This window comes from Eggerthella guodeyinii, assembly GCF_009834925.2.
Classification (GTDB): Bacteria; Actinomycetota; Coriobacteriia; order Coriobacteriales; family Eggerthellaceae; genus Eggerthella; species Eggerthella guodeyinii.
Window position 1 is genome coordinate 596,065 of sequence record NZ_CP063310.1, and the last position, 19,203, is coordinate 615,267.

15 protein-coding genes are annotated in these 19,203 nt (G+C 62.9%); 14 read left to right on the top strand and 1 reads right to left on the bottom strand.

Annotation, left to right across the window (positions count from 1 at the left end; translation table 11 throughout):
* The first annotated feature begins 2 nt into the window (after positions 1 to 2).
* The 3 genes from GS424_RS02415 to GS424_RS02425 all read left to right on the top strand — a co-directional run bounded on the left by GS424_RS02415 (position 3) and on the right by GS424_RS02425 (position 2,374).
* A complete protein-coding gene (locus GS424_RS02415) occupies positions 3 to 896 on the top strand; it encodes a thiamine pyrophosphate-dependent enzyme (RefSeq protein WP_160941912.1) in 894 nt (297 codons plus the stop codon).
* A gap of 136 nt (positions 897 to 1,032) precedes the next feature.
* Positions 1,033 to 1,602: a helix-turn-helix domain-containing protein gene (locus tag GS424_RS02420; RefSeq protein WP_160941911.1), complete on the top strand. Its 570-nt coding sequence runs from the start codon at positions 1,033 to 1,035 to the stop codon at positions 1,600 to 1,602.
* 1 nt (position 1,603) lies between these two features.
* Positions 1,604 to 2,374, top strand: a complete 771-nt coding sequence (locus GS424_RS02425) for a zeta toxin family protein (protein WP_160941910.1) — start codon at positions 1,604 to 1,606, stop codon at positions 2,372 to 2,374.
* Here the strand turns inward: GS424_RS02425 and GS424_RS02430 are convergent.
* Positions 2,371 to 3,921 (bottom strand): helix-turn-helix transcriptional regulator, encoded by a 1,551-nt coding sequence (locus GS424_RS02430; protein ID WP_160941909.1) that lies wholly within the window; start codon positions 3,919 to 3,921, stop codon positions 2,371 to 2,373. The genes GS424_RS02425 and GS424_RS02430 overlap by 4 nt on opposite strands.
* 241 nt (positions 3,922 to 4,162) lie before the next feature.
* Here GS424_RS02430 and GS424_RS02435 point away from each other — a divergent pair, with 241 nt between their 5' ends.
* The 11 genes from GS424_RS02435 (at position 4,163) to GS424_RS02485 (ending at position 19,092) form a co-directional block, all read left to right on the top strand.
* Positions 4,163 to 6,586: a DMSO/selenate family reductase complex A subunit gene (locus tag GS424_RS02435; protein WP_160941908.1), complete on the top strand. Its 2,424-nt coding sequence runs from the start codon at positions 4,163 to 4,165 to the stop codon at positions 6,584 to 6,586.
* A 10-nt stretch (positions 6,587 to 6,596) separates the two neighbouring features.
* On the top strand, positions 6,597 to 7,220 hold the full coding sequence (locus GS424_RS02440) for a DMSO/selenate family reductase complex B subunit (protein WP_160941907.1): 624 nt from the start codon (positions 6,597 to 6,599) through the stop codon (positions 7,218 to 7,220).
* A 114-nt stretch (positions 7,221 to 7,334) separates the two neighbouring features.
* On the top strand, positions 7,335 to 7,964 hold the full coding sequence (locus GS424_RS02445; protein ID WP_160941906.1) for a DMSO/selenate family reductase complex B subunit: 630 nt from the start codon (positions 7,335 to 7,337) through the stop codon (positions 7,962 to 7,964).
* Positions 7,965 to 7,975: 11 nt separating this feature from the next.
* Positions 7,976 to 8,629 (top strand): Tat proofreading chaperone DmsD, encoded by a 654-nt coding sequence (dmsD, locus tag GS424_RS02450; protein ID WP_160941905.1) that lies wholly within the window; start codon positions 7,976 to 7,978, stop codon positions 8,627 to 8,629.
* Positions 8,630 to 8,638: 9 nt separating this feature from the next.
* Positions 8,639 to 9,505 carry a dimethyl sulfoxide reductase anchor subunit family protein gene (locus tag GS424_RS02455; protein WP_160941904.1) on the top strand — a complete coding sequence of 289 codons (867 nt, stop codon included), beginning with the start codon at positions 8,639 to 8,641 and terminating at the stop codon, positions 9,503 to 9,505.
* A gap of 53 nt (positions 9,506 to 9,558) precedes the next feature.
* Positions 9,559 to 10,761 (top strand): amidohydrolase, encoded by a 1,203-nt coding sequence (locus GS424_RS02460; protein WP_160941903.1) that lies wholly within the window; start codon positions 9,559 to 9,561, stop codon positions 10,759 to 10,761.
* A 3-nt stretch (positions 10,762 to 10,764) separates the two neighbouring features.
* Positions 10,765 to 11,649 carry a hypothetical protein gene (locus GS424_RS02465; protein ID WP_160941902.1) on the top strand — a complete coding sequence of 295 codons (885 nt, stop codon included), beginning with the start codon at positions 10,765 to 10,767 and terminating at the stop codon, positions 11,647 to 11,649.
* A gap of 101 nt (positions 11,650 to 11,750) precedes the next feature.
* On the top strand, positions 11,751 to 12,464 hold the full coding sequence (locus GS424_RS02470) for a LytR/AlgR family response regulator transcription factor (RefSeq protein WP_160941901.1): 714 nt from the start codon (positions 11,751 to 11,753) through the stop codon (positions 12,462 to 12,464).
* 15 nt (positions 12,465 to 12,479) lie between these two features.
* Positions 12,480 to 13,376, top strand: a complete 897-nt coding sequence (locus GS424_RS02475; RefSeq protein WP_244977643.1) for a hypothetical protein — start codon at positions 12,480 to 12,482, stop codon at positions 13,374 to 13,376.
* Positions 13,367 to 14,302 carry a sensor histidine kinase gene (locus tag GS424_RS02480; RefSeq protein WP_160941900.1) on the top strand — a complete coding sequence of 312 codons (936 nt, stop codon included), beginning with the start codon at positions 13,367 to 13,369 and terminating at the stop codon, positions 14,300 to 14,302. Before GS424_RS02475 ends, GS424_RS02480 begins: the two co-directional genes overlap by 10 nt.
* Positions 14,303 to 14,517: 215 nt before the next feature.
* Positions 14,518 to 19,092: an Ig-like domain-containing protein gene (locus GS424_RS02485; RefSeq protein ID WP_193666536.1), complete on the top strand. Its 4,575-nt coding sequence runs from the start codon at positions 14,518 to 14,520 to the stop codon at positions 19,090 to 19,092.
* Positions 19,093 to 19,203 lie beyond the last annotated feature (111 nt).

The window sequence follows — 19,203 nt, forward strand, 5'->3', positions numbered from 1 at the left end:
CCATGGCCGTGAATGCCAAGACCATTTCCAACGACGAGTTCTTCTTCGGCCACAAGGCGTGCGCCGGCTGCGGCGGGTCGCTCGCCGTGCGCGCGGCGCTCAAGGTGCTCGGGCCGAACGCGGTGTGCGCGCTGCCCGCGGGCTGCATGAGCGCCGTCGGCTTCAACTTCCCGCAGCTCAGCTTCGCCAACAACGCGATGATCACGCCGTTTGCAGCCACGGCCAGCGTGCTGACCGGCATCGAGGCCGGCCTGCGCGCCCAGGGCAAGAAGCCCGACGACTGCACGGTGGTGGGTTTCGCGGGCGACGGCGGCACGGCCGACATCGGCATCCAGGCGCTGTCGGGCGCCATCGACCGCAACGACGACGTGCTGTACATCTGCTACGACAACGAGGCGTACATGAACACGGGCATCCAGAAAAGCTCGCTCACGCCGTTCGGCGCGAAGACCACCACCACGCCGGCCGGCTCGAACATGCGCGGCTGTCTGACGCAGAAGAAGAACATGTTCGAGATCGTGGCCGCGCACGGCATCCCGTATGCGGCCACCGCGTCCATCGGCTACCTCACCGACTTCATCCGCAAGGTGGAGCACGCCGCCACCATCCGCGGCACGAAGTACATCCACGTGATGGCGCCGTGCCCGACCGGGTGGGGCTGCGACGTGGACGAGACGGTGGACATCTCGAAGGACATCGTCGACTGCGGCCTGTGGTACCTGGCCGAGTACGAGGGCGGCGCGTTCAAGCTCAACCGCAACCCTCGCGAATTCGCCAGCGTCGAGGCGTACCTGCGTCGTCAAGGCCGCTTCAAGGCCCTCGCCGACGAGGACATCGCGGAGGTCGAAGCCGCGCGCGATGCGAAATGGGAGGTCATGCGGAGGGATTGGGCGTAGAAGACCGTTCGGAGCGTGCGGATTTGGCGGGAGGGTGTCGCGAGGCGGCACCCTCCCTTTTTTGTTGGATTGCTCTCGTGTGTGAATCGATCATATGATATAGTAGAGACAATCAAATGATTGAATGGAGGTTGGCATGTCGAAGGATCTGACGGCTCGGGATATCAAGCGTATTCGGGAGCAGTACGGCTTGACGCAGCAGGGTTTCGCGCGCTTGCTGGGGCTCGGCGAGGCGAGCGTCGTGCGGTACGAAAACGGGCAGAAGCCCAGCAAGGCGAACGCGAACCTCATACGCGCCGCCAACGATCCTGCGTTCATGCTGGATTGCCTCAAGCGCGACGGAGACCTCCTTTCTCAGGAGCAGCGCGGCAAAACCGAGCAGATCATTTACGCCTTAGTGACGTTCGACGAGGACGGGGACATCATGGACATCAACGAGATGTACGAGATCACGCTGCAACAGGAAGTGCTGAACGAGCAAGCTGCGCAGTTGATGGGGGACGTTTCGCGCTTGCGCGCTGCGGCTCAGGAGAAGGGGGACGCGATCTCCGCAGCGGTGTACGAGGATGCGTTCATGCAGCTGGCGTTGGCTAAGCGACGCATTATCGACGAAGGGCATTTGAACAAGGTGAGGCTTTCGGAGATCAAAGGTCAAATCGAATGCATGGAGCTTTTGGTGAAGACTCGTGAAGCGAAAGCCGCATAGCATGGAGAACCTCGAGTGCTACTCGGATGAAGAATTTCATGGAGAGCTACAGAAGGTTGTCAGCGCATTGGTTATTGGTGCGTGTCTTGCACCTTCAGACAACCCGCAAGCTGTTTTGCTTGGCGGTCAAAGTGGATCGGGAAAGACGACGTTGCACAACGTCTTTCGCAATGCGCTGAACGGTAACGTGATTATCGTCAACGGTGACGAGTATCGCTCTTTCCATCCGCGGTATAAACAACTATGCGCACAATACGGCATCGATGCTCCGGCTCATACGGCTGCATGGGCCGGCCGGATGGTCGAGGCGGTCATCGACGCCCTTTCCATCATGGGGTACAACCTCGTCATCGAGGGGACGCTGCGCACCTCCGACGTTCCCCTCAAAACGGCGGCGCTCCTGCGCGGTCGGGGCTATCGCGTTTCGCTGGCGCTCATGGCGGTGAAGCCCGAAATATCGCTGGTGAGCTGCCAGTTGCGCTACGAGCAGATGCGCATCGCGGGCACGGAGCCGCGAGCGGTCGATCCGGCGCACCACCTCTTGATCGTCGAAGGCATCGTCGACAACCTGGAAGCGCTCGAAGATTCCGGCATGTTCGACAACGTCAGCCTCTACAGCCGCAGCGAGCGCTGCCTGTTCTCCGACGCCGACGGCGAGGGGCGCGCGAGCGAAGCGTTGCGGGACGTTCTGTTCGGCGACTGGACCGGCGAAGAGAGCAGGCACCTCGCATACCTCAAGCAGCGACTCGAAGAAGCGAAGGCGTGCGGCTAGCTCTCCGGTTCAGGGTCGAACGAATCGACGAGGTCGATGAGGTCTTGCTTTTTGTGGATGTCGAGCTTGGCGTAGATGCGCTTCGAGTGCATGCGCACGGTGTTTTCCGAGATCACCAGCTCTTCGGCGATGCGCACCACGGTCTTGCCGCGCACGATATGCTCCATGACCTCGGTTTCGCGCGCGCTCAACCGAAACTCCTGGCGGATGCGGGCCACCTGCTTGGAGATGCGGTCCTGGTAGACGGGCTCGCCTTCGGCATGCCTGTGCGCGGAGCGGGCGGTTCCTTCGCGCTTGACGGTCGCGTCGGGCACCGGCCCCAGCGACACGAGCTCGACGTCCGGAACAGCGCCCTGCGCTCCGCGCAGCGCGCTGTGGAAGCCGCCTTGCCCGAAGAAGTACATGAATCCCAACAGGTACCCGGCGCCGAGCGCCACCACGGCATGCGACGAGAGGCCCGGGATGGCCACCTGCCCCGCAAGCGTTCCGCCGATGAATCCCGCATCGTGCAGGGCATACACCACGCCGCCGAAGAACCCGTACACGAACACGGGGTTCGTCCCGTGGTCGCGCGACGACTGGGCGCACTGGATCATCATGAGCATGATGGTGACGCTGTACGCCGCGTACAGGATGGCCGCGAGCCAGCGCGCGTACCCGTCGCCCAAAAACGGCAGCAGCACGAATCCGGTGATGATCACCGGAAACACGATGCGGAACAGCGAAACCACGTTGAGCCGGACGCTCTTGAACTGCCACAGCACCAGAAACGCGACGGCGGTGACCAGCGACGCGCCCATGGAAAGCGCGTTCACGAGCGAGCCGATGGAAGGATCGTCGATGGCGAGCGCGCGGATGAGCCCCGCGCACAGCCCGAGCGACCCCACGCATAACGCCGGACGTGCAAGGGTGGAGATCGCCTGACGGTACACGCCTTTGTTCTTCTTCGGCACGTCCTCGAACATGGGCTGGTCGAAATTGATCTCGCGGCTCTTCAGCGATATCGCCAGCGCGAAAAACGGCATGATGACCAGCGGAATAAGGTACACGGTGACGGCGCGGGGGATGAGATGCAGCGCGAAGTACAGCACCGAGGCGTACGCGGTTCCCAAGATGAGGTCGTGGTTGCCCGTGTCGGAGTCCTGGCTGGCGAACAGCCGCTGCCACAGCATGTAGAACCCGGCCGATCCCACGCCGATGAACCCGCCGCCCGCGATGACGAGGGGCATCATCCACGCGTCCAAGTACATCGAGCCGATGAGGCAGAACCATCCCAGCAGATACGGCACGGCCGACAGCCTGACGATGAACAACCGCGTGGGCCCGGGCATGTGGTACGAGCCCACCACGCTCAGGAAGAAGCAGCCGGCGAACACGAGCGACTGCACGAGGAAGAACCAGAACAGCGTTTGCGGCTCCTGCATCTTCATCGGCAGGAACGGGAACACGCCGCCCCATGCGCCGGCGGCGTTCACGGCAAGGAACGACGCGTAGCCGAACAGCGTGGTATTCGGTTTGAAAGCGCGCAGTACGGTCGGCGCGTTCACTATGATCCTCCCCTGGATGATAGCCTTCGACGGGTAGAATACCCCTTGCATCAGTATAGCGGGGGAGCTGGCGCGAAAGCGGGGGAATCCGGCGCTCGTCACGGACATCGCAAGCGCTTGAACAGGCAAAATGCAAAATGTACATATTTCATGTAACACGCGGTCGCGACGTCCGGCCTACAATGCGCGGTGTTTCGTCCATGCGAAACGGATGAGCAGACGAGGGAATCAAGGAGGGATCATGACGAAAACGAAAGAGCATGCCGTTTCTCGCCGCGCGTTCGTGAAAGGTTCGGCCCTGGCCGGATTGGGCGCCGCCACGCTGGGCACGGGAACCCTGTTCGCGTGCTCGCCCCAAGCGGAAAGCGCGAAAGACGACGCCGCCAACACGGAAGCGGTGGAGGAGCAGATCGTCTGGACGCACTGCGCGGTCAACTGCGGCAGCACCTGCGCGCTCCAGTGCCACGTGGCGGACGGCGAGATCAAGTACATCGAATCCGACAACACGGGCAGCGCCGAGATGGATCAGCCCCAGCTGCGCGCCTGCTTGCGCGGCCGCTCGCTGCGCCGCTGGCTGCAGAGCCCCGATCGCCTGAACTATCCCATGAAGCGCGTGGGCAAGCGCGGCGAGGACAAGTTCGAGCAGATCAGCTGGGACGAGGCGGTCGACACCATCGCGAGCGAGCTCAAACGCATCCGCGAAACCTACGGCGACGAGTCCATCACCGTGCACTACTCGTCCGGCGTGTCGTCGGGGCTTATGGGCAGCTCCGTCGTGAATCGCCTGATCAACCTCAACGGCGGATGCCTGAACTACTACGGAACGTACAGCTCGGCCCATATCTCGGCCGCGGGCACGTACACCTACGGAGGCGGCACGTACGGCAGCAGCTTCCTCACCTTGCAGGACAACCAGCTGGTGGTCATGTTCGGCAACAGTCCCGCCGATACTCGCATGGGCGGCGCGGGCCACACGCATGATTTCGCGTGGATGCGCGAGGAGAAGAATCTCGAGGTCATCAACATCGATTGCCGCATGAACGACACGGTGTGCGGGCAGGGCGGCGAATGGATTCCCATCCGTCCCGGAACCGATGGCGCGCTGTGCGCGGCGCTCGCGTACGAGATCATCAACAACGGTTGGGCCGATGAGGAGTTCCTGCACACGTATTGCGTGGGCTACGACGAGGAAACCATGCCCGAAAGCGCGAAGGGGCAGAACAAGTCGTTCAAGGACTACATCCTGGGAACCGGTTACGACCTGACGCCGAAGACTCCCGAATGGGCCGCGTCCATCACGCTCATCCCCGCCGCCAAGATCAAGGAGCTGGCCGAGAAGATCGGCACCACCAAGCCCGTCTACATCTGCCAGGGCTACGGTTCGCAGCGCCACGCCAACGGCGAGATCACGTCGCGCGCCATCATGGTGCTTCCTCAGCTGGTTGGCCAGATCGGTCTGCCGGGCACGTCGGACGGGCGTCGCGAAGGGAGGTCGGCGTTCGCGCTTTCCAGCTTCCCCGCAGGTGAGAACCCGGTGAAGACGAACCTTCCGACGTTCATGTGGCCCGAGGCCATCCGTCGCGGCGAGGAGCTGACGGCGCTCAACGCCGGCGTTCAGAAGGCCGAGAAGCTGTCGTCCAGCATCAAGTTCATCTTCAACTACGCGGGCAACACGCTGACGAACCAGCACTCCGACATCAACGGGACGCACGACCTGCTGCAGGACGAGTCGTTGTGCGAGTTCATCGTGACGAGCGAAGTGTTCATGACCGATTCGGCAAAGTATTCCGACATCATCATTCCGGACCTCACGTTGCAAGAGCAGTACAGCCTGTCCGCCAACGGCTACGCCGACAACATGGAAGCCATCGTGTACGGCAGCCCGGTGTACGAGCCGAAGTTCGAGCGTCGCGGCATCTACGAGGTGTGCACCGACATCGCCGACAAGCTGGGCATCAAGGACGAATTCACCGACGGGGGCAAAACGCGCGAGGATTGGCTGCGCCAGATTCTCGACGAGTCGCGCGAGAAGTACCCCGAGCTGCCCGACTGGGACACCGGTATGGCGCAGGGCGTGTGGAAGCGCACCCCCGAGCCCTTGATCGGCCTCAAGGCGTTCATCGACGACCCTGCGGGGAACCCGTTGAAGACGCCTTCGGGCAAGATCGAGATCTATTCCGAGACGCTCGCCGGCTTTGCCGACACGTGGGAGCTGGCCGACGACGAGGTGGTCAGCCCCATTCCCGAGTTCGATCCCGGTTTCGAGAGCTACGTGAGCCTGACGGACGAATACCCGCTGCTCATCTGCGGTTTCCATTACAAGGCGCACACGCACTCCTCCTACGCCAACAACGAGATCATCCAAGCTGCCGCGCAGCACGTGGCGTGGGTGAATCCGGTTGACGCCGAGCAGCGCAAGATCAAGGATGGCGACACCATCCGCGTGTTCAACGATCGCGGCGAGATTCGCATCGAAGCCAAGGTGACGCCGCGCGTTATCCCGGGCACGGTGGCCATCCCGCAGGGCATGTGGCACGACGCCGACATGAGCGGCGATCGCGTCGACCATGGCGGCAACATCAACACGTTGACCATCTATCGTCCGTCGCCGCTTGCGAAGGCGAATCCGCAGCACAGCAATATCGGCCAAATCGCGAAGGCCTAGGGGGTAGACCATGACTCAGTACGGTTTCCATTTCGACGGCACGCGGTGCACGGGCTGCAAGACGTGCGTGCTGGCGTGCAAAGATAAGAAGGACCTGTCCACCGATATCTCGTTCCGCAAGGTGTACGAGTACGGCGGTGGATCGTGGACGCAGGACGATGCGGGCGCATGGACGTGCGATACCTACGTGTACCACGTCTCCGTTGCGTGCAATCATTGCGATAGCCCGGCTTGCATGGCGAAGTGCCCGCAGGGGGCTATCTCGAAGGATCCCGACACCGGCATCGTGAACAACGATCCCGAGAAGTGCATCGGATGCGGCACGTGCTCCATCGTGTGCCCGTACAGCGCGCCGAAGGTGGACGAGGAGAAGAAGAAGGCCGTCCGTTGCGACCTGTGCGCCGACCGCGTGACGCAAGGCAAGCAACCCATCTGCGTGGAGGCATGCCCGCTGCGCGCGCTCGACTTCGGCGAGATTTCCGAGTTGCGGAAGAAGTACGGCGAGGTGGCGGCCGTGGCACCGCTGCCCAGCGCGGACGAGACGAAGCCGAACATCGTGATCACCGAACCGGTGAACGCGAAACCGGCTGGAGATACGACGGGATCGGTGCTCAACGAGCGCGAGATCGCGTAGAATCTTCTGAGCAGAACCAAGCGGGTGTCGCGCGGCGAGGTTGGCGCGACACCCGATGGGCCGCCAGGGGACGGGCGGCGCGTCGGCACGACCGACGGATCGGGGGAGGACACGGTGGAGCAAGTCGGTTTCTACTTCAATGCGAAACGATGCACGGGCTGCAAGACGTGCATGCTCGCGTGCAAAGACTACCGCAATCTGGACGCTTCCGTGTCGTTTCGCCAGGTGTACGAGGTGGCAAGCGGCAGCTGGAAGCAGGACGAGCACGGGTGCTGGACGCAAGATTGCTTTGCGTTCTACGTGTCTTCGGCGTGCAATCACTGCTCGAACCCCGCGTGCATGGAGGTGTGCCCGACGGGTGCCATGGGCAAGAACGAGCAGGGACTCGTGAGCGTGGACGAGCATCGCTGCATCGGCTGCGGCTACTGCGCGCTGTCGTGCCCGTACCATGCGCCGAAGGTCGATCGTACCGTGGGGCACAGCGTGAAGTGCGACGGGTGCCTCGAACGGGTGCGCGAAGGACGCAGCCCCGTCTGCGTGGAAGCCTGCCCGCTGCGCGCGCTCGATTTCGGGCCGATCGCCGACCTGCGGGCGCGCTACGGCTGGGCGGCCAACATGCCCCCGCTGCCCGACTCGTCGAAAACGGCTCCCAACCTGGTGCTGGGCCTTCCCGTGTGCCTTGAGGAGCAGGTGGATCGGGTGCTTGCGGAAGGCATGGTCCACAACATACGCGAACTAGTGTGAGGGGAACAACCATGGATGCTCGAATCGACGAATGCCAGGCGGAGCTTGAGGCCGTCGCGTTCGCGGGCGATACGCTCGCCCCGTTTTTCCTGCAAGACCCCCGAACCGGCACGGCCGGCCCCGCCTTCGCGGCCATGGCCGCGATCGACGCCGGGGCGGCCGCCGCCGAATGGCCCTTCGCCGAGGAGGGGGAGGCCCGCGCCGCGCTCGGCCTCATGACGGGCGGCCTGGCCGGAGGCTGCGAGGCCGACGACCTCGTGTGGGAGTACCGCCGCCTGTTCGTCGGCCCCGCGCCGAAGCCCGCCCCTCCCTGGGGCTCGGTCTACACCGACCGCGAGTGCGTCGTGTTCGGCGCCAGCACGCTGGCCCTGCGCGCGTGGATGCGCGGGCGCGGCATCGCGCGCCTCGCGGACGACAAGACCCCCGAGGACCACATCGGCCTCATGCTCGTGCTCATGGCGTGGATCGCGCGCAACCAGCCCGAGGACCTGGACGAGTTCCTGCAGGCGCACCTGCTCACCTGGTCGTCGCACTTCCTCGACCAGCTGGCCGAGGCGGCCGCGCACCCGTTCTACGAAGGCCTCGCCCGCCTTGCGAAAGCCACGCTCGAAGGCGTTCAGCAGGTGCGCGGGCTCGACGTGACCTACCCGCGCTTCTATCGGTAGGCGCGTGCGATGACCGGTTTCGACACCGCGTTCAACGAGATCACGCTCGTGCTGTTCACCACGCTGGCCCCGTCGGGCGCGGTGGCGTACGCCATCATGGGCGCGGCGGCGCTGCGTGCGCGGGGCGACGAGCGCAAGCGGGTGAGCGGCGCGCTGCTCGTCCCCTTCCTCGTGACGCTCGTGGGGCTCGTGGCGTCGGCCACCCACCTGGGCAACCCCGACAACGCGCTGTACGTGTTCTCGCGCGTGGGCGCAAGCCCGCTGTCCAACGAAGTGTGCGCGGCCGTGCTGTTCCTGGGCGCGTCGGGCTCGCATTGGCTCTACCAGTTCGCCGAACACGCGCGCCCGCGCGTGCAGAACGCGCTGTTGGGAGCGGCTATCGTCGCGTCGTTCGCATTCCTGGCCTCGGTGGCGTTCGCCTACGCCAGCAGGACGGTGGTCACTTGGGACACGCCCTTCGTCCCCGTTGCGCTGTGCCTGAACGCGCTGGTGGGCGGCCCGGTGCTGGCGCTCGCGGGCCTGCGGTTCTCGCGTTGGTCGCCGCTTGCGGGGCGCGCGGGCGGGGCGCTGCTCGCGCTCTCGCTGACGGCTCTCGTGGCGAACGTGGGCGTGTTCGTCGCCCAGGGCGCGAGCGTGCTGGCCATGCGGAACTACCTTGTGTCGGTCGAGCAGCTCGTGCCCACCTACGGCGCGATGGTGCTCGCCTTCTGCCTGCTGGCGGTGGCGGGCCTCGCGGTGGACGCGGCGGGGATGCTGCGCGGGCGCGGCGTGTCGAAGGCGTCGGCCGCGATGGCGTCGGTGCTGGTGTTCGCCGGCTTGTTCGTGATGCGGTTCGCGTTCTACATGATGCACATGACCTACGGCATCAGCCTCTAGCGTCGCAGGTGTGGTACGCTGCTGGGAAAAGCACCCGGCGAGAAGGAACTCCGATGAGCACGGACCAACCGACCACCACCGAGCGTCTCCGCGCGATGGGCGCCGCGATCGAGCCGGACGTCATCGCGCTGAGGCGGCATTTCCACCGTCATCCCGAGCTGAGCGGCAAGGAGCGGTGGACGTCCGACGAGCTGTGTGCGCAACTTGATGAGCTGGGAATTCCGTACCAGCGCGTGGCGGGCACGGGCGTGGTGGCGTCCATCGCGGGCACCGCGTCGGGCGGGCGGCGGCTGTGCGTAGCGCTGCGAGCCGACATCGACGCGCTTCCCGTGACCGAGCAGACGGGCGCGCCCTACGCCTCCGCGTGCCCGGGCGTCATGCACGCCTGCGGCCACGATTGCCACATGGCCATGATGCTGGGCGCCGCGCGCCTGCTGAACGACCTGCGCGACGAGCTGCACGGCGAGGTGCGCGTGCTGTTCCAGCCGGCCGAGGAGATTTCCATCGGCTCCACCATGATGATGGACGCCGGCGCGCTCGACGGGGTGGACGCCATCTTCGGCGCGCATATCTGGAGCGAGCTCGACGCGGGCCTCGTCTCGTGCGAGCCGGGCCAGCGCATGGCGCACACCGACTGGTTCCGCATCGATATCGAGGGCGTGAGCGCGCACGGCTCCATGCCGCACAAGGGCGTGGACGCCATCGTGGTGGGCGCCGAGATGGTCACCGCGCTGCAGATCCTCGTGAGCCGCGACGTGTCGCCGTTCGAGCCGGTGGTGGTCACGGTGGGCGAGTTCCACGGCGGCGAGGCGCGCAACATCATGGCGGGGTCGGCCTACCTCACGGGCACGGTGCGCACGTGGAGCGACCGGCTGCGCGCCGAGGTGCCCGACCGCCTCGAGCGCATCGTGGGCAAGATCGCGCGCGCGTTCAATGCCGAGGCGCGCTTCACGTTCGAGTCAGGCAACGCGGGTTTGGCGAACGACCCGGCCTGCGCCGAGCTGGCGCGCCGCGCCGTGGTGGAGGTGCTGGGCGAGGAAGCCGTCGGCTCGTACGAGGGCACGCTGTCGGGCGAGGACTTCAGCGAGTACCTGCGCCGGGTGCCGGGCGTGTTCGCGTTCATCGGCTGCCGCAATCCCGAGGTGGGCGCCGAGCATCCGCAGCACAGCTGCTACTACGAAGTGGACGAAAGCGTCCTGGTCAAAGGCAGCATGGTAGCCGCCCAATGGGCGCTGGACGCCCTGGCCGAGGAGTAGGGCGTGGATGCGGTCGATCTTGCGGTGAGCACTCTGTCTTTCTGCTTGAACGGCGGCGTGCTCGCCATCGGATACTCGAGGTTGCTGCCGACTCGTCATCCGTGGCTGATCGCGTCGGCGGTGTTCTTTCCCCTGCTGTTTCTCAACACGGTGGCGAACCAGTTCATCGATGGTGCGGCCGCTTTGATTCTGATGGCCTTCTCCCTCGGGGTGGTGCCGTTCCTCCTCTTCGAAGGCAAGACGTCGCTCAAAGTGGTTGCCGTGGCGATCTGCCTTGCATGCGAAGCTGCATCGGACATTGCGAGGGAGGTTCTCTGGGCTCTCTTGACGGGCATCACGATTCCGGAAGATCCGGTAGCCTACAGCTATGCGGCGTGGGGGAGCCTGCCGGAATATGCCGTATCTTGCGTGGTGAGCGCCTTGTTGCTTGGGGTGCTGCTCGCATGGTTGCGACGGTTTCTTCTTCGCTTGAGCTCCTATAGCGAAGCGCCGGTGAACTGGTTGTATCTGGCCTTTCCCGCGGTTCAGTGCATGCTGTTCCTGTCGTTGGGCCTTTTGTGCGCGCTCGTCGACTTGGATACCGGGATGGTGGGGATTCTCGGTGCTTTGGTGTCCCTCTGCCTGGCGACCGACTGGTTGTTGCTGGTTTCGATGGAGAAACACGCCCGCAAGCGACGCGAAGATCAGCGCGCCGCATTGCTCCAACGGAACCTCGACGCATGCCTCATGCGTTGTGACGCGTTCGTCGCGGAAGCTGAGCAGACGGCGAAAATGCGCCACGATGTGCGCAACCAGGCGCATGCGGCCATGGCCCTTGCCGAGCGCGGCGACTATGCGCGTGCCCGCGAGCATATATCATCGTTCGGATCATATTATGTGCCGAAGTGATCAGAAACCTGGCGGGGGGGGGGGGGCTTCATCGTATATAATCTCGTCAGACGAAGCCCGCTTCGCCCTTCCTATCAGCCAAAAAGACGTAAGCCGATGCCATGTACCAGGTCGTTCTAGTTGAAGATGACGCCACTCAAGCGGAGATCCTGCGCCGCATGGTCGGGCGTTCCCCGCGCGGCGGCGAGGTAGTCGTCGAACATATCTCCGATGCCGCGTCTTTGGAGGTGCGCCTTGCGGAAGGCTCGCCCGTCGACATCCTCATGATGGACATCGAGCTGGGGTCGGAAGACGCGAACGGCATCGACCTCGTGAAGCGCCATGTTCCGGCGGGAAGCGGCACGCAGGTGATCTACGTCACCGGCTTCGTCGAGTACTGCACGAGCGTGTACCGTACCGAGCACGTGTACTTCCTGGCCAAGCCCGTTGCGCAGGACGACCTGGACGACGCGTTCGACCGCGCTTTCGAGCGGCTCGCGGCGCGTGCGAGCAAGCCGCTCAGCATTCGCTTCGGCGGCAAGGTGGTGCTCGTCGCGCCGGAGCAGATCAGCTATATCGAAAGCGATCGGCGCAAGGTCCACATCCATGTGGGGGCCGAGGATATCGAGACGTACGCGTCGTTGTCCGATATCGCGGCCGAGCTGCCCGCTTCGTTCATCCAGTGCCACAAGAGCTTCCTCGTGAACATGGATTGCATCAGGGAGCTGAAGGGCGACAGCGTGATGCTCGCATCGAACCAGGCCGTCCCCGTCAGCCAGAAACGCCGCAAGCTCGTACGCGAGGCGATCTTCGCGCACATCCAGGGCAAGCTGTAAGGGCTGCGTCGCCGCATGCCCGATAGCCTGATCGACATCCTGGGGGTCATGCCTGCCCAAATCGTCTTCGCCTATGCGCTGTCGAAGATGCTCACCATACGCAATCTTCCCGTCTATTGGGCGTTGTACCTGGGGCTCGTGCTGCTGGTGACGGGCTTGCGGTCGCACATGGACTTCGGGTTCAGGCCGATCGCGTCCGTGCTGATGGTGCTCGTTTTTTTGGTCATGTCGAAGGGCAGCCTGGCGCGCAGGATATTGATCATCGTGCTGGCGCATCTGGTCATCTTTTTCGTGGAGCTGCCGGGCGGGGCGCTGTGGATGGCGATGACGGGCGTTCCCATCTCCGATTACGACGCGGTTCGGCAGCACCTGGGCGCGTTCTTCTTCATGCATGCTATTCACCTCGCTCTTCTTGCCGTGCTGCTCGCGCTTCTCTGCGCGATCGTCCGCCGGTTCGACGATAAGGATCAGGAGCGCGGGCGCGTCGCGTGGCTTCCCGCGCTGTTCACGCTGCTGCAGCTCGTGCTGGTGAGCGCCATGTTGTTCTTGACGTTCGGCCTGATCGACGAATCGATGCCGTACTATGTGGCGGGCACTCAGCTGTCCCTGCTGGGCCTTGTGGCCGACTTGCTGCTGATCGTCGCGATGAATCGCTACGATCAGAAACGGCGCGACGACGAGCGCGCGGCGATGCTCGAGGCGCAGTTGGATCGGTACCTGGCGCGGTACGGGGAATTCGTCGAGGGCGTCGAACGCACGGTATGGCTGCGTCACGACTTGGGAAATCACGTGCAGGTGGTTCTGGCGTTGGCGGAGCGCGGAAGGTTTCAAGAAGCGCGCGAGCACCTCGTTTTGGTGCGGCGCCTGTGTTCGGGTTCCGATGAGGGCGAAGGGGTGGGCTCGTGGTCGTGAGGGTTGCCGTTGCGGTGTGCGTGTTGCTGCTGATGTGCTCGATCATGGCGGTGCTTGCCCGTCGGTTGCGCGACGTGCCGCCGGCGCGCCTTTTGATCAACCTGCTGTTCCCCTTCAGCCAGTTGTGCATCGTGGTGTTCCTGTTCTACTACGCCATCGCCTATTCCTTGCCGCTTTGGATGTTCGTGCTGATCGTGGTTGTGGGCACCCTGTGCGGCCCGGTCGACTTGCTGCTGTTCAGGGCGCTGGAAGAATCCGAAAAGCGCGAGCTTTCGCGCGAGCGCGTGCGCCTGCTCGAGGAGCAGCTGCAGGCGCAGGAGGAGTATCTGCAGCGGTTGTCCGCGGATATCGACGAGGCGCGCCGTGTGCGCGAGGACGTCGCTCGCGAGCTTGCCGCGGTGGACGAGCTGCTGGAGCAACGCGAGGCCGAGGCGGCGTCGCAGGGGCTGATGAAGGCGGTGGGCATCATGGACTCTGCGTGCAAGCGCTCGTGCGAGCATCTTGTGGTGGACGCGCTCGTTTCGATGAAGGCCGCCGTGTGCGAGGAGTCGGGCATCCGCCTTTCGCTCGACCTGGCGTTGGCCGACGACATCCCGCTGCCCAGCGTGGAGCTGTGCGCGGTGTTCTCGAACCTGCTGGACAATGCGATCAACGCGTGCGCCCAGGTTCCTGCGAGCGCGCGGTTCATCGAATTGAAGGCACGCGTGGACGCCGGCTACCTGGTGGTGCGCATGGAGAACAGCTGCGCGCCGCTGAGGGCGGGCGAGCGCCGGCGTTCGCCGCGCTCGCGAGGCGGGCGTCTGCCCGAGCACGGTTGGGGCCTCAGCATCCTCAAAACCCTCGCCGACCGCCACGACGGCAAACTGGAAACCGCCCAAGAAACCGACGTCTATCGAACCACCATGATTTTGAAGGCCGAAGCATAGCCCATCCCCCCTGTCGTTTTCATCTTGGACGGGCGATGCGCTGGAAGTCGAATACCGGGCGCCGGGCATTTCGGATGGAATAGCATTACTTATTACATAATGGAATGCTGTCGTTACATACCCCTTTTCAACGTCAATGTTTCAGACGAAAATAAGCAAGATAATGCCTGGTGCCATGCGTAATCGGGTTTCGTTGTGATCGTTTGACAGGGGAAATGATGGAAGCAATCGCAAAGTGGTTTGCGGGCGGCGCGCTCGTCGGAGGCTCGAAGACGGTACGTTTGGCCTTGGCGGTCGTGTTGGCGTTTGGGCTGGTGCCGATCTTGGCGGTGCCTCAAGCATTCGCAGCCGAACCCGTTTTCGTGGGAAGCGTGCATTACGAGACCTCGTACGACGAAAACGGATTCCCCTTCTACAACGAAGACGGCACCTTCAAGCGTGATCGTATGTATGTGACCATCGACAATATTGAAAACGCGTCGGGAACGGTCGAGATTCCTGCTTCGTTCGATTTGAAGACAAAGCGATCAGACGGCAGTGAGGAAGTAGTCCGGGTGGAAAACCCTCTCAGCCTAACGTTAGGCTCGGTCGTTAGCACGGAACATGGCGGCGTTGTTTCATGGACCAACGAAGCTGTTACCGGTATCGATCTGTCGATGTGTACGTCGGTTGCCAACCTTATTGTGGAGCGCGTTTCCTCGGTGACGTCGATCGATCTCGGCAATTCGCGGAATCTGAAGAACATACATTTCGAACTCTGCAATGCTCTTGCGTCGTTCGAGATGGGTCCTGATGTTGAGATAAACTCGTACGCTGTCGGCAACTGTCCTCAGCTGGACCTTCCTGATTTCAGCAAAAAGCAGTTGAGCGGCCTTGAGTCGCTGTCGATTTCCGGGATAAGCGCAATGGAGTCCCTTGATCTTTCAATGCTTGTCAATTTGGAGGATCTCAGCATTCACGGAACGTCGCTTTCTTCTCTTGATGTGTCTTCGTGTGCGAGTCTGAGGGGATTGTACTTGGATGGGAACAAGCTTGCACGGCTAGATGTTTCGGCTATTCCGGCAAGCGTTACCGGCTTTTCTTGCAGGTACAACGAAATCGACGATACGTCCGGGTTGGTCGAACGATTCGGTGCGAGTTCCGTGCTGCCCCAAAACGAGCATCAGGATGCTTGCTTGAAGGTTATCAGCGAACATATTGCCCAAGGTACATTGCTTGCTGGCGATGTCGCGTATTTTGTGTTCGGCGACACCTTTACGCCTGCGCAAGATGAGTATGCGAACTTCAGCAACGAAGCCTGGGACAGTCGCTTCGCCCCGGACAACTTCCATGCAGTTTCGAGTGACTCCTCGGTCGTCGCTGTGAGCGTCGTTGACGATGAGGATTCGCATCCTAGCAAAAAAATCCAGGTGAAAGCGCTTCAGGCGGGGACAGCTACGATTACCGTTGACTATCGTTTCGAGGGAGAATACGGAACGTACGAAGGCCAGCAGATTGTCGATTTCACGGTGGCGGAAAGCGTCAATCCCATCGTGTCGATTTCCTGCTCGCCGACGGTTGATCTCATCTACGAATCAGACTGTTCTATCGATGGGAAATCCCATCACAGTGTCGATAATGCTGTCTTCGTTCCGATCGAAGTGAAAACGCAGTATCCCGACCGGTTGCCTACTGTCTCGGCAAATATCGAAGTGACGCTTTCCGACGAAAGCGTAGTGAATGCGCAGATCGTGACCGATCCTCAGAATATGGACTGCGATTACGCTTTGCGGCTCAATCCAAGCAAGCCGGGCGTGAGCACGGCGACGATCACTGCGGTGACGCAGGTGGCGCAAGGGGAGCCCGTACAGACCGAGCCCATTACCGTACAGATCAACGTGAGCGAAGTGGAAGGCCCTACGCTTGAAATCGCGGAAACGTACGAGATGATCTGGAGTCATCCTGAGAGGGGAAGTATCCAGCTTCCTATCGTCAATCCGGAATCGGGTCGTGCGCTTGCGTCGTATGTCGACAACGCTGAGCTGCGGGAGGTTCTCGCTCATCATCCGAACGGTTTTACATTCGGAGTGTCCGTCAACGATGTGCGCGTGGTCGAAGCCGTTAGCAGCAACGAATCGGTCGCGAAGGTGACCGAGGAGGGCAGTTTAAACGTGGTCGGGCCGGGAACGACCAGCGTGACCATCAAGGACGTGTGGGGCAACTCCGGCACCTGCGTCGTGACGGTGAAGGATCCTGCGGACGAGGCTCCGAAGCTCTCACTTTCCCGCGACGAGATCACCGTCAAACAGGGCGAGGTGTTCGACCTTTCCACGTTGGTGGAGGGGATGGACGATCTCGATCCGATGATCGCCAAGATGCCCCTTCTGCTGGCGTTCAAAACCGATAACGGCTACATCGCACCTGTTACGTTCAACAATTCCGAGCAGGCGTATATCTGCAAGATCCTGGGGCGCAATGTGGGAACGGTGAACGTGTCCGCTTGCTTGTCGGTGGGTAGAGACTTCAACGGGTCGCTCGAGTATCTCGATCAGTGGGATCTCGTGCAGTTCGGTACGCTGACTGTGCATGTGATCAGCGACGATCTTGAGTCGAATCCGGTGACGTCCATTAAGATATCGGCTCCCTCCAGCGAAGTGGAGATGGGTTCCGTGCTGCAGTTGTCCGCTGCGGTCGCTCCTGAGGATGCGGACAACGTCGACGAATTGATTTGGACGACTTCGGATGAAGCGGTTGCCGAAGTCGATGACGCGGGCAAGGTGGTGCCGATCGCACCGGGCACGGCCACGATTACCGCCACCGTTGGAAGCGTGTCGGACTCGTTCGCCGTGACGGTGGTCGCGCCTGAACCTGAAACCAGCATCGAGCTGACCGCCGTCAAGACAACGATGATCGCAGGTGACACCCAGAAGGTTTCCGCGACAGTCGTGCCTGCGGACAAGATCGACGAGATCGTGTGGTCTTCGTCTGACAACCGGGTGCTTTCGGTTGATCAGGGCGGTACGGTGACGGCGGTGGGCAACGGGGTGGCTTCGGTTACAGCATCCATCGACGCGGTTTCGGCATCGACCGATCCCATCACGGTGACCACGCCGGTCTCGGGCATCGGTTTGGACTCGTCGACTCTCCAACTGTTCGTCGGGGGGAGCGCATCGGCATTGAAGGCGACGGTTTCCCCGTCGACTGCATCGAACGCCGCTGTGACATGGACTTCGTCCGATCCCTCGGTTGCGACGGTGGACGCCGACGGCACGGTGGTGCCGGTTGGTGCGGGTTCTGCCACCATCACGGCCACCTCGGTGGACGGTGGTTTCGAGGCTTCGTGTGCTGTGTCGGTGACGCAGCCGATTGAAGGTATCTCGCTTGACAAGGAAACCGCCACCATCATCGGCGCGAAGACGACGACGCTGACGGCTACGGTTGCTCCTGAGGGCGCGTCCGACAAGAGCGTTGCGTGGTCGTCGTCCAATACGGAGGTGGCTACGGTCGACGCCTCCGGTACGGTGACGGCGGTCGGCAAGGGCGCAGCCGTCGTCACGGCGACGACGGCGGACGGCGAGCATGCAGCAACGTGCGCGATCACAGTGTGCAACCCCATCACCCGCGTGGAGTTGGAAAAATCGATAAGCCTGATCAAGGGCTCGTCTACGACGCTTGAGGCGACGCTGGCGGGCGATCTTCCGGGCGAGTTGGATACGCCGAAGACGTTGAGCTGGTGGACGGGCAACGAAAGCGTCGCGAGCGTATCCGGAGACGGTCCCAAGGCGACGGTGACGGCGTTGAAGTCGGGCCTCGGTTCGGTGCGGCTGGTGGTGCAGACCGAGACGCGCGTGGATAACGACACCATGCTCAATTCGCTGTTCACGCGCGATTGCGTGGTGACCGTGACGAACCCGGCGACGTCGATCTCGCTTTCTGATACCGCCGTGACGGCGACGGTGGGGGACGACCCCCTCGCGCTCAAGGCCACGGTTGCTCCCGTCGATGCCGACGGCGCCGTTGCGTGGTCCTCGTCCGATACAAACGTCGCGACGGTCGATGCGAACGGCCTCGTCACCGTCAAGGCGGCGGGAAGCGCTACCATCACGGCGACGGCTGGCGCGGTTTCCGCCGCGTGCAAGCTGACGGTGAACAGCAGGCAGATCACGGCGGCTCCCCAGGAGTCGGGCTTTGCGGCCAGCGTGATCGTGTCCGACTCGGAGACGGCGAAGGTGCTCGACCAATACGCCGACGAGGGGGTCAACCTTGTCGTGGAATCCATCGTCGAGCTGACGCAGCCCGCGAAGGACGCCATCGAGAAGCTGACGGAATCGGGCGCGAAGGTTGCCGAGACGTTCGACATCCGCTTCACCAAAGACAACGGCGACACCATCGTGCTGGGCACCGACAAGGACGGCCAGGTCACGTTGACGGTGAAGGTGGCTCTCTCGGCTCCCATGCGGGCGCTGCTCAACCAGGGCATGGCGTTGAAGGTCCATTACGTCGGCCCCGACGGAACGGTTGAGGAAAAGCAGACGTGGGTCGAGGGCGACAGCCTGTACTTCGTCACCGAGCACTTCAGCGATTACGTGGTGACGGGCGTTCCCCAGAACCAGGAAGGCGACGAGCCGACGACCACGCCGACGACGTTGCCGAAAACGTCGGGGAACGAGGGCGGTGCAACCGATGGCGGGAAAACGCTTGCCGCGACGGGCGACGCATCCGCTCCGCTGACGACGGGGGCTTCGGCTTTCCTGCTGGTCGCCTGTGCTGCGCTGGCGATTGCCGTGCGCAAGCGGAAGGCTTCGCGCTAACGGGGATGCGGCTTCTTCTCACGCGTTGATTCGATGCGGGCTCCTTGCGGGGCCCGCATCGTTTTGCCATACTTCCTCTTTGGGCAGAAGCCGGTGCGAGGTGAAGGAGCG

What these genes read in the sequence shown, in the direction of transcription:
- GS424_RS02415 (WP_160941912.1), top strand. Translation starts at nt 3, where the DNA reads ATGGCCGTGAATGCCAAGACCATTTCCAACGACGAGTTCTTCTTCGGC.
- GS424_RS02420 (WP_160941911.1), top strand. Translation starts at nt 1,033, where the DNA reads ATGTCGAAGGATCTGACGGCTCGGGATATCAAGCGTATTCGGGAGCAG.
- GS424_RS02425 (WP_160941910.1), top strand. Translation starts at nt 1,604, where the DNA reads ATGGAGAACCTCGAGTGCTACTCGGATGAAGAATTTCATGGAGAGCTA.
- GS424_RS02435 (WP_160941908.1), top strand. Translation starts at nt 4,163, where the DNA reads ATGACGAAAACGAAAGAGCATGCCGTTTCTCGCCGCGCGTTCGTGAAA.
- GS424_RS02440 (WP_160941907.1), top strand. Translation starts at nt 6,597, where the DNA reads ATGACTCAGTACGGTTTCCATTTCGACGGCACGCGGTGCACGGGCTGC.
- dmsD (WP_160941905.1), top strand. Translation starts at nt 7,976, where the DNA reads ATGGATGCTCGAATCGACGAATGCCAGGCGGAGCTTGAGGCCGTCGCG.
- GS424_RS02455 (WP_160941904.1), top strand. Translation starts at nt 8,639, where the DNA reads ATGACCGGTTTCGACACCGCGTTCAACGAGATCACGCTCGTGCTGTTC.
- GS424_RS02460 (WP_160941903.1), top strand. Translation starts at nt 9,559, where the DNA reads ATGAGCACGGACCAACCGACCACCACCGAGCGTCTCCGCGCGATGGGC.
- GS424_RS02470 (WP_160941901.1), top strand. Translation starts at nt 11,751, where the DNA reads ATGTACCAGGTCGTTCTAGTTGAAGATGACGCCACTCAAGCGGAGATC.
- GS424_RS02475 (WP_244977643.1), top strand. Translation starts at nt 12,480, where the DNA reads ATGCCCGATAGCCTGATCGACATCCTGGGGGTCATGCCTGCCCAAATC.
- GS424_RS02485 (WP_193666536.1), top strand. Translation starts at nt 14,518, where the DNA reads ATGATGGAAGCAATCGCAAAGTGGTTTGCGGGCGGCGCGCTCGTCGGA.